The 25,360-nt window shown below is 58.9% G+C and carries 22 protein-coding genes; 4 read left to right on the plus strand and 18 right to left on the minus strand.

Features of this window, described 5'->3' with window-relative positions; all coding sequences use genetic code 11:
* Nucleotide 1: 1 nt before the first annotated feature.
* The 5 genes from uhpC to prfB form a co-directional block, all read right to left on the minus strand.
* The gene (gene uhpC / locus PGH32_RS13940; RefSeq protein WP_314426351.1) at nucleotides 2-1,309 is read right to left on the minus strand and encodes an MFS transporter family glucose-6-phosphate receptor UhpC; all 1,308 of its coding nucleotides are present in this window, start codon (nucleotides 1,307-1,309) and stop codon (nucleotides 2-4) included.
* 90 nt (nucleotides 1,310-1,399) lie between these two features.
* Entirely contained in the window at nucleotides 1,400-2,938 is a 1,539-nt protein-coding gene (locus PGH32_RS13945) for an MASE1 domain-containing sensor histidine kinase (RefSeq protein WP_314426348.1), read from the minus strand.
* On the minus strand, nucleotides 2,938-3,567 hold the full coding sequence (locus tag PGH32_RS13950) for a response regulator transcription factor (protein ID WP_337894345.1): 630 nt from the start codon (nucleotides 3,565-3,567) through the stop codon (nucleotides 2,938-2,940). Before PGH32_RS13950 ends, PGH32_RS13945 begins: the two co-directional genes overlap by 1 nt.
* Before the next feature lie 151 nt (nucleotides 3,568-3,718).
* Nucleotides 3,719-5,239 carry a lysine--tRNA ligase gene (gene lysS / locus PGH32_RS13955; protein ID WP_314426344.1) on the minus strand — a complete coding sequence of 507 codons (1,521 nt, stop codon included), beginning with the start codon at nucleotides 5,237-5,239 and terminating at the stop codon, nucleotides 3,719-3,721.
* A gap of 9 nt (nucleotides 5,240-5,248) precedes the next feature.
* Nucleotides 5,249-6,347 (minus strand): peptide chain release factor 2 gene (prfB, locus tag PGH32_RS13960; protein ID WP_314426341.1). Its coding sequence is split into 2 segments (ribosomal slippage): nucleotides 5,249-6,271 and nucleotides 6,273-6,347, totalling 1,098 coding nucleotides; the frame shifts between segments, so codons are not numbered across the junction.
* A 137-nt stretch (nucleotides 6,348-6,484) separates the two neighbouring features.
* On the opposite strand from prfB, the gene PGH32_RS13965 reads away from it, so the two are divergent.
* Nucleotides 6,485-7,108 (plus strand): LysE family translocator, encoded by a 624-nt coding sequence (locus tag PGH32_RS13965; RefSeq protein ID WP_314426339.1) that lies wholly within the window; start codon nucleotides 6,485-6,487, stop codon nucleotides 7,106-7,108.
* A gap of 561 nt (nucleotides 7,109-7,669) precedes the next feature.
* Here the strand turns inward: PGH32_RS13965 and recJ are convergent.
* From recJ to xerD, 3 genes are read right to left on the minus strand one after another with little or no spacing between them, the layout of a single operon-like run.
* A complete protein-coding gene (recJ, locus tag PGH32_RS13970) occupies nucleotides 7,670-9,391 on the minus strand; it encodes a single-stranded-DNA-specific exonuclease RecJ (RefSeq protein ID WP_337894346.1) in 1,722 nt (573 codons plus the stop codon).
* Between the two features lie 2 nt (nucleotides 9,392-9,393).
* Nucleotides 9,394-10,095 (minus strand): bifunctional protein-disulfide isomerase/oxidoreductase DsbC, encoded by a 702-nt coding sequence (gene dsbC / locus PGH32_RS13975; RefSeq protein ID WP_314426334.1) that lies wholly within the window; start codon nucleotides 10,093-10,095, stop codon nucleotides 9,394-9,396.
* 45 nt (nucleotides 10,096-10,140) lie between these two features.
* Nucleotides 10,141-11,034 carry a site-specific tyrosine recombinase XerD gene (gene xerD, locus PGH32_RS13980; protein WP_314426332.1) on the minus strand — a complete coding sequence of 298 codons (894 nt, stop codon included), beginning with the start codon at nucleotides 11,032-11,034 and terminating at the stop codon, nucleotides 10,141-10,143.
* A gap of 100 nt (nucleotides 11,035-11,134) precedes the next feature.
* Between xerD and fldB the strand changes: the two genes are divergently transcribed.
* Nucleotides 11,135-11,653, plus strand: coding sequence for a flavodoxin FldB (gene fldB, locus PGH32_RS13985; protein ID WP_314426382.1), 519 nt, complete (start codon nucleotides 11,135-11,137; stop codon nucleotides 11,651-11,653).
* 82 nt (nucleotides 11,654-11,735) lie between these two features.
* On the opposite strand, the gene PGH32_RS13990 is transcribed toward fldB, so the two are convergent.
* Entirely contained in the window at nucleotides 11,736-12,149 is a 414-nt protein-coding gene (locus tag PGH32_RS13990; protein WP_314426329.1) for a protein YgfX, read from the minus strand.
* Nucleotides 12,130-12,396, minus strand: coding sequence for an FAD assembly factor SdhE (sdhE, locus tag PGH32_RS13995; RefSeq protein WP_314426327.1), 267 nt, complete (start codon nucleotides 12,394-12,396; stop codon nucleotides 12,130-12,132). Before sdhE ends, PGH32_RS13990 begins: the two co-directional genes overlap by 20 nt.
* A 210-nt stretch (nucleotides 12,397-12,606) precedes the next feature.
* On the opposite strand from sdhE, the gene ygfZ reads away from it, so the two are divergent.
* Nucleotides 12,607-13,593 carry a tRNA-modifying protein YgfZ gene (ygfZ, locus tag PGH32_RS14000; RefSeq protein ID WP_314426324.1) on the plus strand — a complete coding sequence of 329 codons (987 nt, stop codon included), beginning with the start codon at nucleotides 12,607-12,609 and terminating at the stop codon, nucleotides 13,591-13,593.
* A gap of 35 nt (nucleotides 13,594-13,628) precedes the next feature.
* Here ygfZ and trhA read toward each other — a convergent pair whose 3' ends face one another.
* Nucleotides 13,629-14,282 (minus strand): PAQR family membrane homeostasis protein TrhA, encoded by a 654-nt coding sequence (gene trhA, locus PGH32_RS14005; protein ID WP_314426322.1) that lies wholly within the window; start codon nucleotides 14,280-14,282, stop codon nucleotides 13,629-13,631.
* A gap of 210 nt (nucleotides 14,283-14,492) precedes the next feature.
* On the opposite strand from trhA, the gene PGH32_RS14010 reads away from it, so the two are divergent.
* Nucleotides 14,493-15,101 (plus strand): HD domain-containing protein, encoded by a 609-nt coding sequence (locus PGH32_RS14010; protein ID WP_314426319.1) that lies wholly within the window; start codon nucleotides 14,493-14,495, stop codon nucleotides 15,099-15,101.
* A 25-nt stretch (nucleotides 15,102-15,126) separates the two neighbouring features.
* Here PGH32_RS14010 and PGH32_RS14015 read toward each other — a convergent pair whose 3' ends face one another.
* The 7 genes from PGH32_RS14015 to pepP form a co-directional block, all read right to left on the minus strand.
* Entirely contained in the window at nucleotides 15,127-15,870 is a 744-nt protein-coding gene (locus PGH32_RS14015) for an SDR family oxidoreductase (RefSeq protein WP_337894347.1), read from the minus strand.
* A gap of 69 nt (nucleotides 15,871-15,939) precedes the next feature.
* Nucleotides 15,940-18,813 (minus strand): aminomethyl-transferring glycine dehydrogenase, encoded by a 2,874-nt coding sequence (gcvP, locus tag PGH32_RS14020; RefSeq protein ID WP_337894348.1) that lies wholly within the window; start codon nucleotides 18,811-18,813, stop codon nucleotides 15,940-15,942.
* A 117-nt stretch (nucleotides 18,814-18,930) separates the two neighbouring features.
* Nucleotides 18,931-19,317, minus strand: a complete 387-nt coding sequence (gene gcvH / locus PGH32_RS14025) for a glycine cleavage system protein GcvH (protein ID WP_123331097.1) — start codon at nucleotides 19,315-19,317, stop codon at nucleotides 18,931-18,933.
* A 96-nt stretch (nucleotides 19,318-19,413) separates the two neighbouring features.
* Nucleotides 19,414-20,511 (minus strand): glycine cleavage system aminomethyltransferase GcvT, encoded by a 1,098-nt coding sequence (gene gcvT, locus PGH32_RS14030; protein WP_314426311.1) that lies wholly within the window; start codon nucleotides 20,509-20,511, stop codon nucleotides 19,414-19,416.
* A gap of 1,133 nt (nucleotides 20,512-21,644) precedes the next feature.
* Nucleotides 21,645-22,847 (minus strand): FAD-dependent 2-octaprenylphenol hydroxylase, encoded by a 1,203-nt coding sequence (gene ubiI / locus PGH32_RS14035; protein ID WP_337894349.1) that lies wholly within the window; start codon nucleotides 22,845-22,847, stop codon nucleotides 21,645-21,647.
* Nucleotides 22,848-22,860: 13 nt separating this feature from the next.
* On the minus strand, nucleotides 22,861-24,039 hold the full coding sequence (gene ubiH / locus PGH32_RS14040; protein ID WP_337894350.1) for a 2-octaprenyl-6-methoxyphenyl hydroxylase: 1,179 nt from the start codon (nucleotides 24,037-24,039) through the stop codon (nucleotides 22,861-22,863).
* Nucleotides 24,036-25,352: a Xaa-Pro aminopeptidase gene (gene pepP / locus PGH32_RS14045; RefSeq protein ID WP_314426305.1), complete on the minus strand. Its 1,317-nt coding sequence runs from the start codon at nucleotides 25,350-25,352 to the stop codon at nucleotides 24,036-24,038. Before pepP ends, ubiH begins: the two co-directional genes overlap by 4 nt.
* Nucleotides 25,353-25,360 lie beyond the last annotated feature (8 nt).

The raw sequence follows: 25,360 nt of genomic DNA on the forward strand, positions 1-25,360 counted from the left end.
GTTACGGAGCCTGTTTAAATCTTTGCCGGTTAAGCCCGGCAATCAGCAGCGGCATCAGCAGCACGCCGATACAGCCTGCGGCAGCGGTCAGCAGGGCAAAAAAGCCCGACCAGCCGTAATACTGCATCACCTGCGCCAGCGGCCAGCCCGCCAGCGCGGCCCCCAGGTAAGCAAACAGGCCGAGGAATCCGGTCACGGTCCCCGGCGCGGCCTTATGGCTGTATTCCACCGCCGCCAGGCCAATCAGCATCTGCGGGCCAAAAACAAAAAATCCCAGGCTGAAAAAGCACACCGACAGCAGCGCCCGGTGGTGCACCGGCGCCAGCCACAGCGCCGCCATGCTGAGGAACAGGCCGAAGGCAAACAGCAGGATCATCGGGGCGCGCTGGCCGCGAAACAGCAGATCCGATCCCCATCCGGCGAACAGCGCGCCGATCACCCCGCCCAGTTCAAACAGCGTCAGCGTGGTGTTGGCGCTCAGCAGGTTGATGCCGTGGGCCTCGGTCAGCCATAAATTGCCCCAGTCGTTCAGCGCGATGCGGATCAGGTACACCAGCACGTAAGAGACGCCCAACAGCCAGATCGTGCGATTGGCCAGAATCTGCTGGCGCAAAATATCGCGCATCGGCATCGCCGGGCTGTGCTCCTGCTGCCACAGCTCCAGCGGATCGCGCCGCCATTCCCCAACCGTCGGCAGCCCCTGCGCGGCGGGCGTATCGCACAGCCGCCAGCAGAGCCAGATGCCGATCAGAATGCCCATCACCCCCGGCAGCAGCAGCGCCGCCTGCCAGCCCCAGCGCATCGCCAGCCAGCCCGACAGCAGCGGTACCAGCGCGCCGCCAAGGTTGATCGAGGTGTTCCAGCATCCCCACCAGAAACCGCGCTCGTTGCGTGAATACCAGTGGGTGAGCAATTTGGCACACGGCGGCCAGCCCCAGCCCTGGAAAAATCCGTTCAGCGTCCAGACCAGCAGCAGCGCACTCCATGAGCCGCAGAAGGTAAACGCGATATTCAGCACCCCGGTAGCGATCAGCCCGCCGCCCATAAACCACTGTGCGGGCGTGCGGTCACTGATCATGCCGGACAAAAATTTTGATGCGCCGTAAACCAGATAGAACAGCGTACCCAGCAGACCGATATCGGCTTTATCCAGCCCCAGCTCCAGCTGCATCACCGGCATGACCTGGCTGATGCTGCGCCGCGTCAGATAAAACGCGGCATAGCCGATCACCATGGTGAACAGCAGTCGCGGTCGCCAGTCACGATAGCGCTGGCTAATCTGCTCTGGCGTCAGGGTGGCGGCAGCCATGTAAACCTCCGGGTCATCACGGGCTAATATAGGGAAGGCATTACGCCGGGGCATGAGACAAAGTTGGAATGAACCAGGAATTATTCCTGGTCAGGGCGCAGTTTCGCGCGATTTTGTGGGCAAGTTAACAGTTATGCAGGTTCCCGGCGGCGGCAACAGCTGCCAGTCGCCGCCGAGCGCCCGCACCCGCTCCTCGATTCCGCGCAGGCCAAAGCCGCTGCCGATAGGTTCGGTGATGCCGATACCGTCATCGCGGACGCTGAGGCTCAGCAGGCCGGGCTGCTCTTCCAGCGTCACCACTACCTGCCGCGCGCCCGCATGCTTGCTGATGTTGTTCAGCAGCTCCTGCACCACGCGATAGAGCGTGAAGGTCAGGGTTTCATCCGTGGGAGAGGCGCTGAGCCGGTAATGGAGCTGGAAATCAATGCCGCGATCGGCGAAGGAGAACTCGGCGGCCAGATGCTGCAGCGCCTTATCCAGCGCCATCTCGTCCAGCACCGGCGGACGGATCTGCCGCAGCAGCTGCCGGGTGGTGTGATGAATGCGCCGCGACAGGTCACTAATCTGCCCCGCCGCCTGCCTGGCCGCCGGCGCGTCGCTGCCGCGCTCCACCAGCATCGCCTGGATCTGGATGGCGGTAATATTCTGGCCGATCTCATCGTGCAGCTCGCGGGCGATGACTTTGCGCACCTGCTCCTCGGTGTCCACCAGCTGAGCCATCAGCCGGTGCCGGGCCTGCAGCTCCTTCTCCAGCTGCTGGCGATAGCGCTGCAGATGCTGGGCCAGCTGCTGCTGGCGGCTGACGGCAATCCCCAGCCCGATGCCGAGCAGCGCCTGGGTGGAGAGAAACAGCTCCAGCTCGCGCAGATCGTGAAACGCGCCGCTGGCCTGCCGGGTCAGCGTGATCAGCACGCTGCCGACGATCGCCGACAGCACCCCGCCCTGCCAGCCAAAGCGGTAAGCCATCACCACGTTGGGCAGGAACACAAAGATCAGCAGCAGGCGCTCCATTTCCGGCGCAATCGACACCTGCACGCAGACGCCGATGGCAAAAATCACCGAACACCAAATCAGCAGCGAGGTACGCAGCGGTGGATCGGGCATGCGCTGTGCCAGCATATCGCTGAGATGCTGCTGTTTAAGGTATTCATAAATCAGGTAGATAAACGGCGTCAGCAGCACGCCGCCGGTAAAGCTGGCCAGCAGGGTCTGGGTGATCGCTTCCTCCAGCCAGGGGCCGATTATCACGCCCTGCAGCAGCGTGTTCAGGGTAACCGCCGCCAGCAGCAGGATCAGCCGCTGCCAGTAGAGCGTGTAGCGGTGCCACAGGGACTGACTTGCCCAGGCGGGCAGCACGCTCAGCAGGGGCGACAGCAGCATCACCGGCCGGACGATCAGCAGTTCCAGCTGTAGCCAGCCGATCAGCATCGCTTCCACCAGCAGCAGCGCCGCCCAGTAACGTTTCGGCAGCAGGATCAGCAGTGCCAGATGCAGCCCGGCAGGCAGCAGCAGCACTGCCTGCTGGCCGTTCTGGCTCAGCCACAGGCCAATGGTCCACAGCGCCAGCCAGCCGAGAGCGAAAAACAGCGCCAGCATCAGCGATAAAACAATATGGCGCGCCTGCGGCATCAGGTATGGCTCAGCAGCTGATGCTGAAGGGCAAAGTGCACCAGCTCCACGGTGGTCTGGCAGTTCAGTTTGCCCAGCACGTTGGCGCGATGCACATGAACGGTTTTATGGCTGAGCGCCAGCTGGTCGGCAATGGCCTTCACGCTGATGCCGTTAATCAGCAGATCGAATACCTGCTTCTCTCTTGGCGTCAGCGAGGTCAGCTCTTTGGGCACGGGCCGGGTCTGGCGCAGCGCACGCAGCGCGTCGGCACACAGGTAAAGCCCGCCGACGCTGACCGAACGCACCGCCTGCACCAGCTCCTCCGGTCCGCAGCGCTTTGTCAGGTAGCCGCTGGCCCCCGCATCCACCGCGCTTTGCACAAAAGCGCTGGTGTCATAAATACTGAGAATAATCGCCCGAAAGCCCGGACGCTGCTGGCGCAGGCGGGTCAGCAGGCTCAGCCCGCTTTCATCCGGCATGGCGATATCCAGCACCGCCACGTCGAAGGGTTCGCGCAGCAGATGCGGCCAGGCCTCGGCGGCGGAGGCAAACTGGCCGGTAACCTGAATATCGATTTCCAGTGAAAGAAGCTGGGCAAAACCGGAACGCACCACGATATGGTCGTCAATCAGGGCTACGTTAATCATGATGGATAAACCTGCTAAAAATTTTGTGCATGATGCCCGTCAAACGGGGCGTTGAGCAAATGCAGGCGGGGAAAATGCTGGGGGGTTAACAGTTTAGTGATCGGGGGAAATAAAAACGGCCAGCAGTGCTGGCCGTTGGCAGAGAAGAAACTTACTTGCTGCCCGGGCGCAGAGCCGGGAACAGGATCACGTCGCGGATGGTGTGGCTGTCGGTAAACAGCATTACCATACGGTCGATACCAATGCCCAGACCGGCCGTTGGCGGCAGGCCGTGCTCCAGCGCGGTAACGTAGTCTTCGTCGTAGAACATCGCTTCGTCATCACCGGCGTCTTTAGCGTTAACCTGCTGCAGGAAACGCTCGGCCTGATCTTCTGCATCGTTCAGCTCCGAGAAGCCGTTACCGATTTCGCGGCCGCCGATAAAGAATTCGAAGCGGTCGGTGATTTCCGGGTTCTCGTCGTTGCGGCGCGCCAGCGGTGACACTTCAGCCGGATATTCGGTGATGAAGGTCGGCTGGATCAGGTGCGCTTCGGCGGTTTCTTCGAAGATCTCGGTGACCAGACGGCCCAGACCCCAGCTCTTCTCAACTTTGATGCCGATGGACTGCGCAATCGCCACCGACTTATCGAAGTCGTCGAGATCGGCCAGATTGGTTTCCGGACGATATTTCAGAATCGCTTCTCTCATCGTCAGTTTTTCAAACGGCTTGCCGAAATCAAACTCCTGCTCGCCGTATTTCACTACGGTGGTGCCGAGGACGTCCTGCGCCAGGGTGCGGAACAGGCTTTCGGTCAGCTCGATCAGATCTTTGTAGTCCGCGTAGGCCATATAGAGTTCCATCATGGTGAACTCTGGGTTATGGCGCGGCGAGATACCTTCGTTACGGAAGTTACGGTTGATCTCGAAGACGCGATCGAAGCCGCCCACCACCAGACGCTTCAGGTACAGCTCTGGCGCAATACGCAGGTACATATCGATGTCCAGCGCATTGTGATGGGTGATAAACGGACGGGCAGATGCGCCGCCGGGGATCACCTGCATCATCGGGGTTTCCACTTCCATAAAGTCGCGGTTAACCATGAAGCTGCGGATGCCCGCCATGATTTTAGAACGCACGATGAAGGTGTTGCGGGAGTCATCGTTGCTGATCAGATCGAGGTAGCGCTGACGGTAACGGGTTTCCTGATCGGCCAGGCCGTGGAACTTGTCCGGCAGCGGGCGCAGGGCTTTGGTCAGCAGGCGCAGTTCGCTACAGTGGATCGACAGTTCGCCGGTCTTGGTCTTAAACAACTTACCGCGAGCGCCGACGATATCGCCGAGATCCCACTTCTTGAACTGTTCGTTGTAGATGCCTTCAGCCAGATCGTCACGAGAGACGTACAGCTGAATGCGGCCACCGACGTCCTGCAGCGTCAGGAAAGAGGCTTTACCCATGATGCGGCGGGTCATCATACGGCCAGCGACGCTGACCTCAACGCCCAGCGCTTCCAGCTCTTCGTTTTCCTTGTCGTCAAACTCGGCGTGCAGCGTGTCCGAGGTGCGATCGCGGCGGAAGTCGTTCGGGAACGCCACGCCGGTTTCACGCAGCGCGCTGAGCTTTTCGCGACGCGCTTTCAGTTCGTTATTAAGCTCAAGTGCGGCATCAGCGGCCTGCGGTTGTTGTTCAGACATGTGAGTTCCTTATAACCCTGCTTTCAAACTTGCTTCGATAAAACGATCCAGATCGCCGTCCAGAACCGCCTGCGTGTTCCGCGTTTCTACGCTGGTGCGCAGATCTTTAATGCGTGAATCATCCAGTACGTAAGAACGGATTTGACTGCCCCAGCCGATGTCAGACTTGTTGTCTTCCGCCGCCTGCTTGTCAGCATTTTTCTTCTGCATCTCGTATTCATACAGCTTGGCTCGCAGCTGTTTGAATGCCTGATCTTTGTTCTTATGCTGAGAACGGTCGTTCTGGCACTGTACGACAATGTTGGTCGGTAAGTGGGTAATACGCACCGCTGATTCAGTTTTGTTGACGTGCTGACCACCGGCACCGGAGGCGCGGTAAACGTCGATACGCAGGTCGGCCGGGTTGATTTCGATATCGATATCGTCTTCAACTTCCGGGTAGATAAAGACCGAACTGAACGAGGTGTGGCGGCGGCCGCCGGAGTCGAACGGGCTTTTACGCACCAGGCGATGAACGCCGGTTTCAGTACGTAACCAGCCGTAGGCATAGTCGCCGATAATTTTGATGGTGGCGGATTTCGTACCGGCCACTTCACCGTCGGACTCTTCGATGATTTCGGTTTTGAAGCCTTTAGCCTCTGCCCAGCGCAGATACATGCGCAGCAGCATGCTGGCCCAGTCCTGCGCTTCCGTACCGCCGGAACCAGCCTGGATATCCATGTAGCAGTCGGCGCTGTCGTACTGGCCGGAGAACATGCGGCGGAATTCCAGCTCGGCGAGCTTCTTATCCAGGCCATCCAGCTCGGATACGGCTTCGTTGAAGGTCTCTTCGTCGTCGGCTTCGACCGCCAGCTCCAGCAGGCCGGACACATCTTCCAGCCCCTGCGCCATCTGGTCGAGGGTTTGAACAATGGCTTCTAATGAGGAACGTTCTTTACCCAGCGCCTGGGCGCGATCGGGCTCATTCCAGACATCAGGCTGTTCGAGTTCAGCATTTACTTCTTCAAGACGCTCTTTCTTGGCATCATAGTCAAAGATACCCCCGAAGAACGCCGCTGCGCTCAGTGAGATCCTGAATTCGGTTCTTTACCGGATTAATTTCAAACATGGTTTTAGAATCTTTTTAGGTGATCGAAAAGGACGTGAATGTAACAAAGCAGTTTAACTGAAATAGCGCGCGGTTTGTAGCATTGAACACGTTTTGACTGAGCATTACCCCTTCACCGGATTGAAATGGAGAAAGCAATGACCGTAACCGATGCCCTGATGGCATTTACCTTTGCCGCCACGCTGTTAACCCTGACTCCCGGCCTGGATACCGCACTCATTCTGCGCACCTCCACCGTGGAGGGAACGCGCAAAGCGATTCAGGCTCAGATGGGGATTAACGCGGGCTGCCTGGCCTGGGCGGCGATGCTGGCGTTTGGTCTGGGGGCGTTGCTTGCCGTTTCCGAGCTTGCATACAATCTGCTGAAGTGGTGCGGGGCCGCCTATTTGGCCTGGCTGGGCGCACAGATGCTGTTGCACCCGCGGCAGAAGATGGGCGAAGCGGATATTTCCCGCGGTACGCAGAACTGGTTTATGCGCGGCTTCTTTGGCAATTTGCTGAATCCGAAAGTGGGGATTTTCTACGTGTCGTTTCTGCCGCAGTTTATACCCACCGGCCACTCGCTGGTGCTGTGGACCTTCGGCCTGGTGATGATTCACGTGGTGATTGGTACGCTGTGGTCCGCCCTGCTGATTGGCTCTACGCGCAGGCTTTCCGGAATTTTGCAGCGCGAGAAGGTGGTGAAGTGGCTGGATCGCACCACCGGGACGGTGTTTTTACTGTTTGCCGCGAAGCTGGCGGTGAGCCATCGTCCGGGGTGACGGGGCTATGGGTTTCGTGACGGGGCGACCGTAACAGGGCCCATTCTGTGTCGCATTTTTCTCGCTTCAGGTGCTGTGCCCCGGCGACCGTCAGGGGGCAGAACGCCGGGTCGCCGTAAACACGTCCGTGTGGGCTTGTCTGCCCCCTGACGTTCACCTTCCGAAGTACCGTATCGCTTTGAGCTTGCCCCGTTACGTTCACCTTTTCAGATATCGTATCGCTTCGGGTTTGGCCCATGACGTTCACCCGTCGATATTCCCGTCACGGTCTTAATAAATTGATTCTATGGTTTTTATTTGCAGCGAAACAACTGTAGGTAAGCAATCGGTGACGGGCGGGTTCGCGGACCGTTGAGCGCAGGGATGCGCGAACCGAGCCCACATGGACGTGTTCACGGCGCGTCCGCGAACCCGCCCGTCACCGATACGCCGGACACAGAATCAGCCGCGACCAAACCCGCTCATCACCGATACGCCAGGCCCAGAATCAGCCGCGACCAAACCCGCCAAACACCGATACGCCAGACCCAGAATCAACCGCGACCAGCCCCCCCATCCCGTCTATAACGCCCAGAGATGATCGATAATCAACTGCACATTACGGTTGCCGCGAAACTCATTCACATCCAGCTTATAGGCCAGCTCAACGTGCCGCACGCTCGGATCCGGCCACAGAGCGGTATCGATATTAAACGCAATACCGTCCAGCAGCGGACCGCCGCCCATCGGTTCCAGCATGACCTTGAGATGACGCTCGCCCACCAGCTTTTGCTGCAGCAGCTTGAACTTGCCGTCAAACGTCGGCTCGGGGAACGCCTGGCCCCATGGACCCGCGTCGCGCAGCAGCTCGGCGGTCGGCAGCGTCAGCTCCTGCGCCATCAGCTCACCGTCGCTCCATACAACGCCCTGCAGCGACTCCGCATCAAGCAGATCGGCAACCAGGTCGGCAAAACGCTGGCGGAATTCGTCAAACTTCGCTTCTTCCAGCGACAGGCCGGCAGCCATCGCGTGCCCGCCAAATTTGATAATCAGACCCGGATTTAACGTATCCAGCCGCTCAAGCACGTCGCGCATATGCAGCCCGGCGATCGAACGCCCGGACCCTTTTAACGTGCCGTCGCCCGCTGGAGCAAACGCAATCACCGGGCGGTGGAAGCGCTCTTTCAGACGAGAAGCCAGAATGCCGACCACGCCCTGATGCCACTCCGGGTGATACATGGCGATGCCCAGCGGCAGCGCATCACTGCTTTGTTCCAGGCTATTGCACAGCGCCAGCGCTTCGGACTGCATGCCCTGCTCGATCTCTTTGCGCGTCTGATTCAGCGCATCCAGCTCCCCGGCCAGCATCCGCGCCTGGCCGAGATCTTCGCTCAGCAACAGGGCAACGCCGACCGACATATCATCCAGCCTTCCGGCAGCATTTAACCGTGGACCCAGCGCAAAGCCTAAATCACTGGCCGCGAGCTGACGCGCATCACGATTGGCGATTTCCAGCAGCGCACGAATTCCGGGGCGGCATTTACCGGCGCGAATGCGGCTCAGCCCCTGCCAGACCAGGATGCGGTTATTGGCATCCAGCGGCACCACGTCGGCAACCGTGCCCAGCGCCACCAGGTCCAGCCACTCGGCCAGATTCGGCAGCGTTGCCACGCCGCTATCACGCAACCGGGCGCGCAGGGCCAGCATCAGGTAGAAAGCCACGCCAACGCCCGCCAGCGCACGCGATGGGAATTCACAGTCACTGAGATTAGGATTGACGATAGCATCCGCCGCAGGGAGCGATTCACCCGGCAGGTGGTGATCGGTCACGATCACCGGGATCCCCTTCTGATGCGCAAGCTCAACGCCCGCGTGGGAGGAGATACCGTTATCCACGGTCACAATCAGCTGCGCGCCGCGCGTCGCGGCCTGTTCGACCACTTCCGGGCTGAGGCCGTAACCGTCATCAAAACGGTTCGGCACCAGATACTTGATATGACGCCCGCCCATGCCCCGCAGCGCCAGCACCGTCAGCGCCGTGCTGGTTGCGCCATCGGCATCGAAATCGCCCACGATCATAATGCACAGATCGTCAGCCAGCGCCTGGCGAAGAATATCAACGGCACGATCGATGCCGCTCAAGGAATGGAATGAGTGCAGATTTTTAGCGCCGCGCTCCAGCGCGACGGCGTCTGTCACACCACGTTGGGCATAGAGGCGGCGCAGTAACGGATGTAAATCGGCAGGGAGTGCGGCAGCATCCGCCGCCTGACGGCGACGGAGTTCGGTTTTAGCTTTGTGCAAAATCAGCCACCGTTTTTCTGGCTGTCGAGGAATTTCTTCATGTCCTGCGGGCCCTGATAGCCCGGGATCATCGTGCCATTCTGCAGCAGGATTGCCGGCGTGCCCTGAATGCCAAACAGGATGCCAAGCTTGTACTGCTGGCCGATATCCACTTTGCAATCCGCAGGCTGCACCTCTTCCCCTTTCATCGCCGCATCAAACGATTTACGGCGATCGGCGGTACACCAGATGGACTTCATCTCTTTCGCCACCTGCCCGTTCATCCCTTCACGTGGGAACGCCAGATAACGAACGGTAATACCCAGTGCGTTGTAGTCCGCCATCTGCTCATGTAGCTTACGGCAGTAGCCACAGGTAATATCGGTAAATACGGTGATCACGTGCTGCTCTTTCGCCGCCTTGTAAACGATCATGTCCTTGCTCAACGCTTCAACTTTCTTTTCCAGCAGCTGGTTAGTAACGTTGACCGGCTGCGCGCCGCTGACGTCATACAGTGGACCCTGCATAAAGTGCTTACCGTCCTCGGTGACGTACAGTACGCCGCTTTCCGACAGCACGGTTTTGAATCCCGGCAGCGGTGATGGCTGGATTTCCGTTTGCTGCAGGCCAAGGCGATTCAGCGACTGCTGGATTGCCGCATCGTCGGCGTGGGCCAGTCCAGCGATCGAGGCGACCAGGAAAGAAAGTAACAGGCGGGTCTTCATTTTATATCCTTATAGGCTCTCGGAAGGGCCATATTTTTAAATCATTCATGCACGCGGATGATGCTGCTGATGCAGCTGACGCAGACGTTCTGTCGCCACGTGCGTATAAATCTGGGTCGTCGAAAGATCGCTGTGTCCCAGTAACATCTGTACGACACGCAAATCCGCGCCGTGGTTCAGAAGGTGGGTCGCAAAAGCATGACGCAGAACGTGCGGCGACAGCTTTTCGCTGTCGATATCCGCCAGTGTGGCGTAATGTTTGATACGATGCCAGAAGGTTTGTCGGGTCATATGCTGCGCGCGGTTGCTGGGGAAAAGCACATCCAGCGCCTGTCCGTTCAGCAGCCACGGGCGACCGTATTCAATAAACCGTTCTATCCAGTATATCGCCTCTTCGCCCATCGGCACCAGCCGCTCCTTGTTACCTTTACCGATCACCCGCACGACGCCCTGCCGCAGGCTGACGTCACTCAGCGTCAGGCCCACCAGTTCACTGACGCGCAGCCCGGTAGCGTAAAGCAGCTCCAGCATGGCTTTATCACGCTGCTCGATAGGCTGTTCTTCACCGGGTGCCTGAAGCAGCCGCTCAACCTGCGCCTCTGAGAGATCCTTAGGCAAACGCTGCGGCAGTTTGGGGGAAGAGAGCAACGCGCTCGGGTCGTCCGCGCGCAGTTTTTCCCGGTAAAGGTACTGAAACAGACGGCGCATTGCGCTCAGCAAACGTGCCGAACTGCTGGCCTTATACCCCCCTTCCAGCCTTTCGGCCAGGAAGCTTTGCAGGTTAACGCTGTCCGCGTCCAGCAGCGTCAGCTGATGATGCGCGAGCCAGTCGGTCATCAATCGCAGATCGAGCCGATAGGAGATGACGGTATTTTTCGCCAGATTGCGCTCGATCCATAAGGCATCAAGAAACTGTTCAATCAGATCGCTGTCCTGCACGCTATTTCCTCCAGGTCAGGGTTTACGGCGATTATGCCTTATTGTTACCCATATCTGGTATTATCGCTGCCATGCCTGAAGAAAAATGAGTTTTACTTCCATGAATATTGGTCTGTTTTACGGCTCCAGCACCTGTTACACCGAAATGGCGGCCGAGAAAATTCGCGATTTTATCGGCGATGATTTGGTGACGTTGCATAACCTGAAAGATGACTCGCCGCGCCTGATGGAGCAGTATGATTTGTTAATTCTGGGGATCCCCACCTGGGATTTTGGTGAGCTGCAGGAGGACTGGGAAGCGATCTGGACCGATCTGCCCGATCTCAATTTACGCGGTAAAATCGTCGCGCTGTACGGCATGGGCGATCAGGGCGAATACAGCGAATGGTTCCTTGATGCGCTCGGCATGCTGCATGAGGTCCTGGCACCGATTGGCGTCCAGTTTGTTGGCCGCTGGCCGATTGAAGGCTACGAGTTTACCAGCAAGAAGCCGCTGACCGCGGACGGACAGCAGTTTGTCGGCCTGGCGCTGGATGATGTTAACCAGTTTGAGCAGACCGATGAGCGTATTGCTCAATGGTGCGAACAGATCCTGACCGAGATGGCCGAGCTGCTTTAACGACCGACGGGCAAATCGTATTCACGTTTTGCCCATAACAATCCGCAGGACGAATGGGTGGGTGTCGCTTTTATTTGCGCTGCTATACATCATCCGGCTTCCCGGGCATCAGCAGATGCTGCCTCAGCAGACGCCATTCCGCATTTTCCATGCTGTCGCTTCCCAGCCACAGCCACTCGCGTTTTCCGTCAACAGATCGCAAGGGCAATAAGATCGCCCAGCGGCCAATCCACGGTTTTGAAACGAGAAACCACCGCCGCTGCCGCCAGCGGAACTGCCCCGAAGACAGCAGCTCGATGGGCCCGGCGCGCGAGAGGATCCGCCGCTGACTGCGAATGCTCTCCATGAGCACCAGCGTCAAAAGCACTATCCAGAACAGGGTATAGCTACCGGGCCAGGGGATCAGTAACAGCAGCAGAATAATCGCGCCGTGTATCAGCAGGGACTGCCACTGTGCAGCCCAGGATACTCTCAGTTCACATCGCCACAGGACCACGTTGCTGATTTCTCTCCTGAATCAGTGCCACCATTCGCCTGAGCTCAGGATCGGCCGGCGCTCCATGGTTCATCAGCCAGTTAAACAAATCGGGATCGTCACTCTCCAGCAGACGAACGAACACCTTTTTGTCACTCTCGCTCAGCGAATCAAACTCGTATTCAAAAAACGGCATGATCGAAATATCGAGTTCCCGCATGCCGCGACGGCATGCCCAGTGAATGCGTGATTTATTGGTAATATCCATGTTACTCAGCGTCAGTTAATCAAACAGGGCCACAGTGTACCCCTTTTTTATCCCGCTGTTGATGCAGCGTTTGTAGCTTGCGAGGCATCACGCAAAGCTTGCAGGGTTATCACGCCTTTTGTGCCGCTTTTACCGGAAACAGGTTGCAAAGCGAAGCCGCTCTCTTAACATGAGAAGTATTGTTACTTTCTTTCAATTCAGGACAGAACCATGCCAAGTATTACGTTTCCGTCTCGCCAGCCGCAGGCCTCCGCACAGCTTCCGCTAACGCTGATTTCGCTGGAAGAGTGGGCGCTGGTAACCGCTACGGGTCAGGATCGGGTGAGCTATCTTCAGGGGCAGGTCACGCTGGATGTGGCGGCGCTCGGCAACGATCGCCATCTGCCTGCTGCCCACTGTGATGCGAAGGGAAAAATGTGGAGTACGCTCCGCCTGTTCCATCGCGGAGAGGGGCTGGCCTATATTGTCCGCCGCAGTTTGCGTGATAATCAGCTGACTGAATTAAAGAAATATGCCGTATTCGCTAAAGTTACCCTCGCCGCCGATGATGAATCGGTGCTGCTGGGTGTGGCCGGTGCGCAGGCCCGCGAAGCGCTGGCGGAAATTTTCCCCATCCTGCCGGATGCCGACGCCCCGGTCGTTCAGCAGGACGCCACCTCGCTGCTGTGGTTCGACCTGCCCGCCGAGCGCTTTCTGCTGGTTACCAGTGAAGAGAAAGCCGCCGAGATCCAGCAGAAGCTGGCCGACAAAGCCGCGCTGAACAACAGCGACCAGTGGCTGGCGCTGGATATAGAGGCCGGTTTTCCCATTATCGATGCTGCCACCAGCGCGCAGCTGATCCCGCAGGCGACCAACGTTCAGGCCCTGAACGGCATCAGCTTCAAAAAAGGCTGCTATACCGGTCAGGAGATGGTGGCACGCGCCAAGTTCCGCGGGGCGAATAAGCGCGCCCTCTTCTGGCTGGCGGGCCAGGCAGGCAGCGTTCCGGCTGCGGACAGCGCGCTGGAAATGCAGATGGGCGAAAACTGGCGTCGAACGGGGACAATTCTGGCCGCCTGCCAGCTGGAAACGGGCGAGGTCTGGGTGCAGGCGGTACTGAACAACGATCTTGAAGCCGATACGATTCTGCGCGTGCAGGGTGATGAAGGCGGCAAACTGACCATTCAGCCGCTGCCTTACGAAATTACCGCCGGCTGATGTTCAGGCTGACCGGCGTGCCGGTCAGCCTGTGATTACATCACGTAGAGGTAGATCGCGAAGAAGTGGCACAGGCTGCCGCCCAGCACAAACCCGTGCCAGATCGCGTGGTTGTAGGGTATGCGTTTCGACACGTAGAAAATCACCCCCAGAGAATAAATCACGCCCCCTGCCGCTAACAGCCACACGCTGCCCGCGGGCAGTTTGGTCACCATTTGATAGAGCACAATCAGTGACAGCCATCCCATCAGCAGGTAGGTCACCAGCGACAGGGCTTCAAAGCGATGGGCAAAAGCCAGCTTAAAGACAATACCCGCCAGCGCCAGGCTCCAGATCACCGCCATCAGGCCGTGAGCCAGAGGCGACTTCAGCCCCACCAGCAGAAACGGCGTGTAGGTCCCCGCAATCAGCAGATAAATCGCCGCATGGTCGAGTTTTTTCAGCCAGTATTTGGCCCGCTGATGCGGAATAGCGTGGTAAAGGGTGGAGGCCAGAAACAGCAGGATCATACTGCCGCCGTAAAGGCTGTAGCTGGTAATGGCCAGCGCGCCGGCGCGGCTTTCAATGGCCTGGGTCAGGAGTAAAACCAGACCGATAATGCCAAATAAACAGCCCACACCGTGGCTGATGCTGTTGGCAATTTCTTCGGCCAGCGAATAGCCGCGCGTCAGTATTTTCTGATGAACCATCTTAGATCGTTCTCTCCCGGTAATAAGCATGCAGCGACAGGATATGTCGTGGACAATAAAGCATCACCAGCCTAACTGAGAATAATTTCAGAGTACACATGTAAGCTTAAATAATTCTGTGAAACCATGTAACACACATTCTCCCGTGTACCAGGCAAACGTTTCCCTTAAACTGGTCGCGAACTTTTATCAGAAAATAAGCGAGTCATTATGTCTGACAGGGTAGCAGCCTTAGATTTCGGTGCGATGACGGAAGTCGTGCAGTTTTTAATGGAATTGGACAAGCTTAAAAGCGTCGAGCGCCGCACCCGGTTGCTTGATAATGCGCGGCATGAAAACTCCGCGGAGCACAGCTGGCATCTGGCGATGGCCGCCATGAGCCTGGCGCCTTTCGCCACCGAAGCCATTAACGTGCCGCACGCGGTACAGCTGGCGCTGGTGCATGATGTGGTGGAAATCGATGCCGGGGACGTACTGGTGTATGATCTCGCCGCACGTGAAGCCGTACAGGAACAGGAAATGGCGGCCGCCGAGCGCATTTTCGGCATGCTGCCCGCGCCACAGGGCCAGCAGTTCCGCGCGCTGTGGAACGAATATGAAGACGCAGAGACGGCTGAATCACGCTTCGCAAATATGCTCGACCGGGCGCTGCCGATCATGCTCAACCTGCACAATGAAGGACAGAGCTGGAAAGAGAACGGCATCCGTCTTGAACAGGTAAAAGCGCGTAATGTGAAGCTCGCCGAGCAGTGGCCGGAACTGTGGAGCCACCTGCAGCAGCACCTCGATAACGCGCACGCCAGAGGCTGGCTGCTGTAGGCATTCAGCAGGAGATTGCCCGTAACTACCTGCCCCCGGCTGCATCGACAATCGTCCCGGTCACATAGGACGCATCGTCACTTAACAGCCAGGCGATAATTCGGGCGATCTCCTCCGGCTGCCCGCCGCGCTGCATCGGAATAGCCGATGCCACGCGATCGACCCGCCCCGGCTCGCCGCCGTCGGCGTGCATCTCGGTGTAGATAAATCCCGGCCTCACGCCGTTCACCCGCACCCCCTGTGCCGCCACCTCAAGGGACAGCCCTTTCGTCAGCGTATCCATCGCCCCTTTCGAGGCGGCATAATCCACATATTCACCTGGCGACCCCGTGCGCGCCGCGGCAGAAGATACATTGACGATCCCTCCGCCCTGCCCACCATGATGAAAGGCCATGCGCTTCACGGCCTCGCGACAGCAGAGAAAACTGCCGGTGACATTGGTGGCAAATACCCGATTGATGCGCTCTGCCGTCAGCTGTTCGAGGGTGGCCTGCTGAAACAGGATCCCCGCATTGTTAACCAGCGCGGTTAACTGGCCCGGGTGACGATCGATTTCAGCAAACATCGCCATCACCTGCGCTTCATCGGATATATCGGCCTGAATGGCAAACGCTCTGCCGCCCTGCCGGGTAATCTGTTCCACCACGTCCTCGGCGGCATCAGCGCGCCGGGCGTAGTTAACCGCCACCTGCCAGCCCAGAGTGGCCAGCAGCAAAGAGGTCGAGCGGCCAATCCCGCGGCTGCCGCCGGTAACCAGAGCAATATTCATTCAACCTCCGAAAAGCAAAAGGGACGACTTCGCGTCGTCCCTCAAGGCTATCACATCAGACCTTCAGCCTTATTCGTATTCGCTCATCGGGACGCAGGAGCAGAACAGGTTGCGGTCGCCGTAAACATCGTCCAGGCGCTTGACAGTCGGCCAGTATTTGTTGGCGCTGCCCGCCGGGAACACGGCCAGCTCGCGGCTGTAGGCATGCTCCCAGCTGCCCACGATCTCCATCTGGGTGTGCGGCGCATTAACCAGAGGATTATCCTCGGCGGGCCACTCACCGGCCGCCACGCGATCGATCTCGCCACGAATGGCCAGCATCGCATCAATAAAGCGGTCGAGTTCAACTTTACCTTCTGACTCCGTTGGCTCCACCATCAGCGTTCCCGCTACCGGGAATGACATGGTTGGCGCGTGGAAGCCGTAGTCAATCAGGCGCTTGGCAATATCCAGCTCGCTGATGCCGGTCTGCTCTTTGAGCGGCCGGATATCCAGAATACATTCGTGGGCGACATGGCCATCGCGCCCGGTATACAGGATCGGATAGGCAGATTTCAGACGGGTGGCAATGTAGTTGGCGTTAAGTATCGCGACCGAACTGGCCTGCTTCAGCCCTTCCGCCCCCATCATGCGGATGTACATCCAGCTGATGGGCAGAATTGAAGCGCTGCCAAACGGCGCGGCGGATACCGCGCCCTGCTCGGTCAGCATCCCTTCGATCTGCACCACACTGTGGCCGGGCACGAACGGGGCCAGATGCGCCTTGACGCCGATCGGTCCCATACCTGGCCCACCGCCGCCGTGCGGAATACAGAAAGTTTTATGCAGGTTGAGGTGGGACACATCCGCGCCGATGTAGCCAGGCGTAGTGATACCCACCTGCGCGTTCATATTGGCGCCGTCCAGATAAACCTGGCCGCCAAACTGATGAACGATCTGACAGACTTCACGAATGGTTTCCTCGTACACGCCATGCGTCGACGGGTAGGTCACCATAATGCAGGAGAGCGACTCGCCCGCCTGTTCGGCCTTAATGCGCAGATCGTGCAGGTCGATATTACCCTGGCGATCGCAGGCCACAACGACCACATCCATACCGGCCATCTGCGCAGAGGCCGGGTTGGTTCCGTGCGCGGAACTGGGGATCAGGCAGATATTTCGGCCGCCTTCGTTACGGCTTTCATGATAGCGACGGATCGCCAGCAGTCCGGCGTATTCACCCTGCGCACCCGAGTTCGGCTGCATGCACAGCGCATCGTAGCCGGTCAGCTGTACCAGCCACTGGGATAGCTGGCCGATCATCTGCAGATAACCGGTTGCCTGCTCGGCCGGGCAGAACGGATGCAGTTCGGCAAACTCCGGCCATGTAATCGGGATCATCTCAGCGGCCGCGTTCAGCTTCATGGTGCAGGAGCCCAGCGGGATCATCGCCTGATTCAGCGCCAGATCTTTCCGCTCCAGGCTGTGCATGTAGCGCATCATCTCCGTTTCGCTGTGATAACGGTTGAATACCGGATGCGTCAGAATCGCGTCTTCACGGAGCATGCCCGCCGGAACAGAACCGCTGTCGCCGCTGACCTCAGCATCCAGGGCATTGATGTCCAACCCGTGATCTTCGCCCAGCAGGATGGCGAAGAGCGCGGCAACATCTTCACGGCCGGTGGTTTCATCCAGCGTGATGCCTACCGCGTGTAGCGTATCGGTGCGCAGATTCACGCCGAAGCTCAGCGCGCGCTCCAGCACCGCGGCTTTATCGGCCACTTCCACCGTCAGCGTGTCGAACCAGCTGTGATGGCGCAGGGTCAGACCGCCTTTTTGCAGTCCGGCGGCCAGAATATCGGTCAGGCGATGGATGCGCCCGGCAATGCGCTTCAGGCCTGCCGGGCCATGGAACACCGCGTACAGGCTGGCGATATTGGCCAACAGCACCTGCGAAGTACAGATATTGGAGTTCGCTTTCTCACGGCGAATATGCTGCTCGCGCGTCTGCATCGCCATACGCAGGGCGGTGTTCCCGGCGGCATCGCGGGAAACGCCGATAATACGACCGGGCATGGAACGTTTGTGTTCGTCACGGGCGGCAAAGAAGGCCGCATGCGGGCCGCCGTAGCCCATCGGCACGCCGAAGCGCTGGGCGGAGCCGAAGACGATGTCCGCGCCCTGCTTACCCGGTGCCTGCAGCAGGACCAGGCTCATAAAGTCGGCGGCTACGCTGACCACGATTTTCTTACTTTTCAGTTCACCGATCAGGCTGCCGTAGTCATGCACTTCACCACCGGTACCGACCTGCTGCAGCAGCACGCCGAAGACATCCTGCAGCTCAAGCACTTTTTCCGCTTTATCGACCAGCACCTCAAAACCAAAGGTTTCCGCGCGGGTACGTACCACATCCAGCGTCTGCGGATGCACGTCATCGGCCACGAAGAAGCGGTTGGCGTTTTTCAGCTTGCTGACGCGTTTTGCCATCGCCATCGCTTCCGCAGCGGCGGTGGCTTCATCCAGCAGTGAGGCGGAGGCAATGTCCAGCCCGGTCAGATCCAGCGTGAGCTGCTGGAAGTTAAGCAGCGCTTCAAGGCGGCCCTGAGAAACTTCCGGCTGATAAGGGGTGTAGGCGGTGTACCAGCCCGGGTTTTCCAGCATGTTACGCAGGATCACCGGCGGCGTCAGGACGGGGGTGTAGCCCATTCCGATGTAGGATTTATAACGCTGGTTCTGCGCGGCAATCGCCTTCAGCTCGGCCAGAGCCTGATGTTCGGTCAGCGCATCGCCAATCGGCGGCGGGCTGGGAAGCTGAATATCGGCGGGAACAATTGACGCGATCAGGTCGGTCAGTGATCCCGCGCCAACAGTATCCAGCATGGCGGCCTGCTGCTCCGGCGAAGGTCCGATATGGCGTTCAATAAACGCGCCGTGATGTTCAAGCTGGCTGAGAGTCTGGGTCATAAGCGGTAAATCCTGCTGCGGGCATGTTGCGACAAAAGGGTTACCGGTGAACGCTCACCGGCGTTGTCAGCGGCGAAGGCAGAAATCATTCCGCCTCCGCGGTGACCGGTTAAGGCATTACTCTTCGATCGACGCCTGATAGTCGGCGGCGCTGAGCAAGTCATCCAGTTCGGAGGCATTGCTGGCTTTGATTTTGAACAGCCAGCCGTCGCTGTACGGGTCGCTGTTCACCAGCTCCGGCGAAGATTCCAGCTCGCTGTTAACGGCGATGATTTCACCGCTCAGTGGCGCATAGATATCAGACGCCGCCTTGACGGACTCCGCAACCGCGCAGTCGTCGCCCTGGGCGTAGGTATTCCCCACCTCCGGCAGGTCGACAAAGACCATGTCACCCAGCAGCTCCTGGGCATGCTCGGTAATCCCTACGGTATAGCTGCCATCGGCTTCTTTACGCACCCATTCATGGCTGTCACGGTATTTCAGATCGGTTGGTACATTGCTCATCGACGCTCTCCAAAAAAGATAATTCCGCTATACGTTTATGCCGCCGGCGCGTTTTACAGCCCCTGTCCGGCATCAACAGGACGGGTAGATTCAGATTTATTTTGTTACCGGTTTACCGGCGCGGACAAAAACGGGTTTGGTCACCTGCACCGGCACTTCGCGGTTGCGAATCTGCACGATGGCCTGTTCGCCGATGCCGGCAGGAACCCGCGCCAGCGCAATGCTGTAGCCCAGCGTCGGGGAAAACGATCCGCTGGTGATAACCCCTTCACGCGGGTTGCCGTCGGCGTCGGTGAAACGCACCGGCAGTTCGTTGCGCAGCACGCCTTTTTCGGTCATCACCAGCCCCACCAGCTGCTCGGTGCCGCTCTTACGCTGGGATTCCAGCGCTTCACGCCCAATAAATTCGCGGTCGGCCGGTTCCCAGGCGATGGTCCAGCCCATATTGGCCGCCAGCGGAGAGACGCCTTCATCCATCTCCTGCCCATACAGATTCATGCCCGCTTCCAGCCTGAGCGTGTCGCGTGCTCCCAGACCCGCGGGCTTGACGCCCGCCGCCAGCAGCCGTTGCCAGAACGACACAACCTGGTCGGACGGCAGGGCAATTTCATAGCCCGCTTCGCCGGTGTAACCGGTAGTGGCAATAAACAAATCGCCCGCCTGCACGCCGAAGAACGGCTTCATACCGCTGACCGCCGCACGCTGCGCGTCATCAAAAAGCGTCTGCGCTTTCTGCTGAGCATTCGGCCCCTGCACCGCCACCAGCGCTAAATCATCACGCTCGTGGATATCGATGCCGTAAGGTGCCGCATGTTCGGTAATCCACGCCAGATCCTTCTCGCGCGTGGCGGAGTTCACCACCAGGCGGAAAAAGTCTTCGCTCATAAAGTAAACAATCAGATCGTCAATGACGCCAGCGGAGGCGTTCAGCATGCCGGTATAAAGCGCTTTACCCGGCTGAGTCAGCTTTGCCACGTCGTTCGCCAGCAGATAGCGCAGGAACTCCCGCGTGCGGGCGCCGTGCAGATCGACAATGGTCATATGCGAAACGTCGAACATCCCGGCATCGGTGCGTACCGCGTGATGTTCATCAATCTGCGACCCATAATGCAGCGGCATCATCCAGCCGTGAAAGTCCACCATGCGCGCACCGCAGGCTTGATGCTGTTCGAACAACGGGGTTTGCTGAGTCATAGTCTTCCTGTGCTGTCTGTCCGCCATCCTTGTGGATGCAGGGTGATTGACGCGCCCGTTTACCGCTCGTTAGCGGCCTGACGCAAACGTTATCTTGGCTTTGAACTTACCACCGAAAATGGCAATTAACCATAAGTTAAACGGGGTCGAAATCACAGTTCGGCAATAAAGCCCCTGAACTCACTGCCAGTATCTATCGCTGGATTTCTGGAAAAACGCACACAAAACCCGCAATAAATCGGCTTAAACGCAGATGAATCACAAAGATTCCGCATTCGATGTATAAAAAACAACTTCCTGAATTTTGTTATCGCATTATTAAAAATAATGCGAATGGGCGCGTGAAATTAGAATAATTCAAACGAAGCACAATGATGGGGCGGCGGGTGCACCATTGGTGCAAGGGAAGATAAAACGGTGAAAAATTACGGGAAAACAACTGACAATTAGGGCTGAGTTAGTTGCGGGTATCTCATGCGATTGATGTTGATGCGCTGGCAATTCTGCGCCCGCTGACCCGCCGCTACGCCTGCCGGTCGGTCCTCGCGCCACGCTTCGCGTGGTGCCTTCGGTTACGGCATCCAGCCTGCCGGACCGGCTAAGACGGGCGTCCTGCCCGGCTTAGCCTGACGCCAGCTTCCCTGCTGGCGTCTCCTGGCCTGATGCCTCCACCTCAGCGCTGCGGATTGCCCGTCTGGCGCAGCGGCGGGTCATCTTTACGGCTATGTGATGGCTTTTTTAATCAGGAATAAAACGAAGATGGCCCATTGGGGCAAATCAAAGTCTCAACCCATTAAACGAATGTGCCGGACTTTTTCAGGCGACGCAGAAGTCACTAAGCGAACCGGCGGCTCCCTCGAGCGGGCAATCCACAGCGCTGAACGGAGTGAGGAAGCTCGTATGAGCCAGCAGGACGCTGGCGAAAGAGGCGGCCGGGGCAGGACGCCCCGTCTGCCCCGCTACGAAGGCTGGCGAGTGAAGTGAAGGCATCGCGCAAAGCGCGACGCGAGGACCGCCCGGACGAGGGAGCCGCCGGTTAGCGTGCGCACCGCATCCAGAAAACAACCAGGTTAAAGCGCTCACACAGCATTCAGCTCACGGCCCACATCAGAACAAATCAAAGTCCCGCCCCGTCAACGCAGCCACTCGGGCAAATCATGCAGCCCCATCGCCTGCTTCAGCAGCTTAGGCTTCACGCCCGGCAGCTTATCCGCCAGCGCCAGCCCGACATCACGCAACAGCTTCTTCGCCGGATTATTACCGTTAAACAGCTCGCGGAACCCCTGCATGCTGGCCAGCATCAGCGCCGCACTGTGCTTGCGGCTGCGCTCGTAGCGCCTGAGATACAGATGCTCGCCGATATCCCTGCCCTGCAGATGCAGGCGGCGGATCTCACCGATCAGCTCCGCGGCATCCATAAAGCCAAGGTTCACACCCTGCCCCGCCAGCGGATGAATGGTGTGGGCGGCATCGCCCACCAGCGCCAGACGGTGAGCGGCAAAACTGCGTGCAAAGCGCCCCATCAGCGGGAATACCTGGCGATCGCTTTCCAGCTTGCAAAGCCCCAGGCGCAGATCAAAATGCACCGATAGCTGCTGGTTGAACACCTCTTCCGGCATCGACTGCAGCCGCGTGGCTTCCTGCGGCGGCAGCGACCAGACGATTGAACACAAATGCGGATCGCTCAACGGCAGGAAGGCCAGAATACCTTCACCGTGGAACACCTGCCGGGCCACCGCATCGTGCGGTTTCTCGGTGCGGATATTGGCCACCAGCGCATGATGCTGATAATCCCAGAAGGTGAGCGGGATATCTGCTTTATTCCGCAGCCACGAGTTCGCACCGTCGGCGGCCACCAGCAGACGCGCGGTCATCATGCTGCCGTCTTTCAGCGTCACAAACGCTTCGTTATCGCCAAAGGCAACCTGCTGCAGTTCAGCAGGGGAAATCAGGGTAATATCACTCAGGCTCTCTGCCCGCTGCCACAGCGCCTGATGGATCACGCGGTTTTCAATAATATGCCCGAGGTGCGACAGGTCCTGCTGCTCATCGTCAAAGGCAATATGACCAAAGCTGTCGCGATCCCACACTTCCATGCCGTGATAGGCGCTGGCACGCGTGGCCAGGATAGTGCTCCAGACGCCAAGATGCTGTAACAGGCGCTCACTGGCGGCGTTAATCGCCGAAACGCGCAGCGCGTGGGGTGCATCCGCAGCCGCAGCAACCGGCGCTTCGCGCTCCAGCACCGCGACACGCAGGCCGCTTCCCTGCAGACCACAGGCCACCGCAAGTCCGACCATACCGCCACCGGCGACGATGACATCAAATGTTTGCATTACTGCTTTCTCCTCAACGCTTGACCCAGCCTAACGTGCGCTCGGCCAGCAAATTACGTAACGGCGGCAGATGATCCATCGCCAGCAGCCCCAGATTGCGCCCTACCGTCAGCGGCAGGTAGCGGTTGGCAAACAGCCGGACCAGGCCATCGGTCACGCCAATCGTGGCCTGCACGTCCGGCTGGCGGCGCTGCTGATAGTGATGCAGAGTCACGTACTCGCCCACGCCCTGCCCGCTGCGCCAGGCGGCAGCCACCGTCTCGGCCAGCGACATCACATCGCGAATGCCCAAATTGAATCCCTGCCCGGCGATGGGATGCAGCGTCTGAGCGGCATTGCCCACCAGCGCAAGGCGGTGAGAAATATGCTGTGCGGCCGTTTGCAGCTGGAGCGGATAGCTGTGGCGCTGGCCGACCTGGGTGAACCGCCCCAGACGCCAGCCGAAGGCGCGCTGCAGCTCGCTGAGAAAGCGCTCATCGCTCCAACCGTCCACCGCGCTTTTCTGCGCCAGCGGGTGGCACCACACCAGCGAGCAACGGCCGCCGGACATCGGCAGCAGCGCCAGCGGACCGTGTTCGGTAAATCGCTCAAATGCCTGACCACCGTGGGGTATCTGGGTGGACACATTGGCAATCACCGCTACCTGCCGGTAATCCTCACTGCGCCACTGCATCCCACAGGCCGCCGCGACACGGGAACGTGTGCCGTCGGCGGCGACCAGTAAGTCGGCATCCAGCACCTCACCGTTGTCCAGGGTCACGCTGACCTGCTGCCGGGTACGCACCACGTCCGCCACGGTGTTCGGGCAGCGCAGCGTGATGCCGGGTGCCTGCTTCAGTCGGGCAAACAGCCGCTGCCCAACGTCGTGCAGTTCCACCACGTGACCCAGTGCCGGAAGGCCATAGTCGGCAGCATCCAGTGAAACAAAACTGGCATGACCGCGATCGCTAACGTGAACGCGGGTAATCGGGGTGGCGCAGGACTGCAGCGCCGACCATAAATCTATTGCCGCCAGCTGTTGGCTTGTGCCTTCAGCAAGGGCAATCGCCCGCCCGTCAAAACCGGGATGCGTCCGGCTTTCAGGTTCCCTGGCTTCAACCAGCGTGACCGCCAGCTGTCCCTGAGTCAGATGAGAGATCGCCAGAGCCAGCGTTGCGCCGGCCATTCCTCCCCCTGCAATTATTATGCTCATTGCTGCTTCGCTGCCGCCATCAGTGCTTCGATTTCATCGGCATCTTTTACCACCGTATCGGTCAGGTTTTCGTTGCCGTCCGTGGTGATAATGATGTCATCCTCAATACGAATGCCGATACCGCGATACTGAGCGGGAACATCGGCATCCGGCGCGATATACAGACCCGGTTCAATAGTCAGTACCATACCCGGCTCAAGAAGACGGTCGCGATCCACGCCGTAGTGGCCGACGTCATGCACGTCCAGCCCCAGCCAGTGGCTCAGGCCATGCATAAAGAACGGACGGTGCGCCTGTTCCGCAATCAGCGTATCGACATCACCGTGCAGAATGCCCAGCTCCACCAGGCCGCTGACCATAATCGACACCACTTCCGCCGTCACTTCGCGGATGCTGGTGCCGGGGCGATACAGCTCCAGCGCTTTGTACAGCGATGCCAGTACGATGTCGTAGATCTCACGCTGCGCAGCGGTGAATTTGCCGCCGACCGGGAAGGTACGGGTAATATCACCGGCGTAGCCCTGGTACTCGCAGCCGGCATCGATCAGCACCAGCTGACCCTCGCGCATCTGACTTTCATTTTCGGTGTAGTGCAGAATACAGCCGTTTTCACCGGCACCGACAATGGTGTTATAGGATGGGAAGCGCGCCCCGTGGCGGTTAAATTCATGATGAATTTCGCCTTCCAGCTGGTATTCGTACATCCCGGGGCGCGACTGCTGCATGGCCCGCGTGTGCGCCAGCGCGCTGATGCGGCCAGCCTCGCGCAGCACCGCCTGCTCTTCGGCTGATTTAATCAGGCGCATCTCATGTACCCACGGACGCCAGTCGGTCAGCGTTGCCGGAGCGGAAAGATTCTGACGCGAACCACGGCGCAGTTTTTCGAGGGCGCTGAACACAATCTCATCCATCTGCCCATACTGGCCCTGGGCGTGATACACCACGTCCAGCCCGTTAAGCAGCAGATGCAGCTGCTCGCCCATCTCGCCCCACGGCAGTGCACGATCGACGCCAAGCGCCTGCGGTGCCGCATCCTGACCCAGCCGACGACCAAACCAGATCTCAGCGGTGAGATCGCGCACGCGGTTAAACAGCACGCTGTGGTTATGGCTCTCGTCGCTTTTAATCAGGATCAGTACCGCTTCCGGCTCGTTAAATCCGGTGAAGTACCAGAAATCACTGTTTTGCCGATAAGGATATTCGCTGTCGTTACTGCGCGTCGCTTCCGGCGCGGCAAAAATCAGTGCCGCACTGCCGGGGGCCATTTTCGCTAACAGCGCCTGGCGACGGCGTAAAAATTCCTGCTGGGTCATTTGCTCTC

Source organism: Erwinia sp. SLM-02, from assembly GCF_037450285.1.
Taxonomy (GTDB): domain Bacteria; phylum Pseudomonadota; class Gammaproteobacteria; order Enterobacterales; family Enterobacteriaceae; genus Erwinia.

Excerpts from the sequence above, each read along its gene's own strand:
- uhpC (WP_314426351.1), bottom strand. The coding sequence starts at position 1,309 with ATGGCTGCCGCCACCCTGACGCCAGAGCAGATTAGCCAGCGCTATCGT.
- PGH32_RS13945 (WP_314426348.1), bottom strand. The coding sequence starts at position 2,938 with ATGCCGCAGGCGCGCCATATTGTTTTATCGCTGATGCTGGCGCTGTTT.
- PGH32_RS13950 (WP_337894345.1), bottom strand. The coding sequence starts at position 3,567 with ATGATTAACGTAGCCCTGATTGACGACCATATCGTGGTGCGTTCCGGT.
- lysS (WP_314426344.1), bottom strand. The coding sequence starts at position 5,239 with ATGTCTGAACAACAACCGCAGGCCGCTGATGCCGCACTTGAGCTTAAT.
- PGH32_RS13965 (WP_314426339.1), top strand. The coding sequence starts at position 6,485 with ATGACCGTAACCGATGCCCTGATGGCATTTACCTTTGCCGCCACGCTG.
- dsbC (WP_314426334.1), bottom strand. The coding sequence starts at position 10,095 with ATGAAGACCCGCCTGTTACTTTCTTTCCTGGTCGCCTCGATCGCTGGA.
- fldB (WP_314426382.1), top strand. The coding sequence starts at position 11,135 with ATGAATATTGGTCTGTTTTACGGCTCCAGCACCTGTTACACCGAAATG.
- sdhE (WP_314426327.1), bottom strand. The coding sequence starts at position 12,396 with ATGGATATTACCAATAAATCACGCATTCACTGGGCATGCCGTCGCGGC.
- ygfZ (WP_314426324.1), top strand. The coding sequence starts at position 12,607 with ATGCCAAGTATTACGTTTCCGTCTCGCCAGCCGCAGGCCTCCGCACAG.
- trhA (WP_314426322.1), bottom strand. The coding sequence starts at position 14,282 with ATGGTTCATCAGAAAATACTGACGCGCGGCTATTCGCTGGCCGAAGAA.
- PGH32_RS14010 (WP_314426319.1), top strand. The coding sequence starts at position 14,493 with ATGTCTGACAGGGTAGCAGCCTTAGATTTCGGTGCGATGACGGAAGTC.
- PGH32_RS14015 (WP_337894347.1), bottom strand. The coding sequence starts at position 15,870 with ATGAATATTGCTCTGGTTACCGGCGGCAGCCGCGGGATTGGCCGCTCG.
- gcvP (WP_337894348.1), bottom strand. The coding sequence starts at position 18,813 with ATGACCCAGACTCTCAGCCAGCTTGAACATCACGGCGCGTTTATTGAA.
- gcvH (WP_123331097.1), bottom strand. The coding sequence starts at position 19,317 with ATGAGCAATGTACCAACCGATCTGAAATACCGTGACAGCCATGAATGG.
- gcvT (WP_314426311.1), bottom strand. The coding sequence starts at position 20,511 with ATGACTCAGCAAACCCCGTTGTTCGAACAGCATCAAGCCTGCGGTGCG.
- ubiI (WP_337894349.1), bottom strand. The coding sequence starts at position 22,847 with ATGCAAACATTTGATGTCATCGTCGCCGGTGGCGGTATGGTCGGACTT.
- ubiH (WP_337894350.1), bottom strand. The coding sequence starts at position 24,039 with ATGAGCATAATAATTGCAGGGGGAGGAATGGCCGGCGCAACGCTGGCT.
- pepP (WP_314426305.1), bottom strand. The coding sequence starts at position 25,352 with ATGACCCAGCAGGAATTTTTACGCCGTCGCCAGGCGCTGTTAGCGAAA.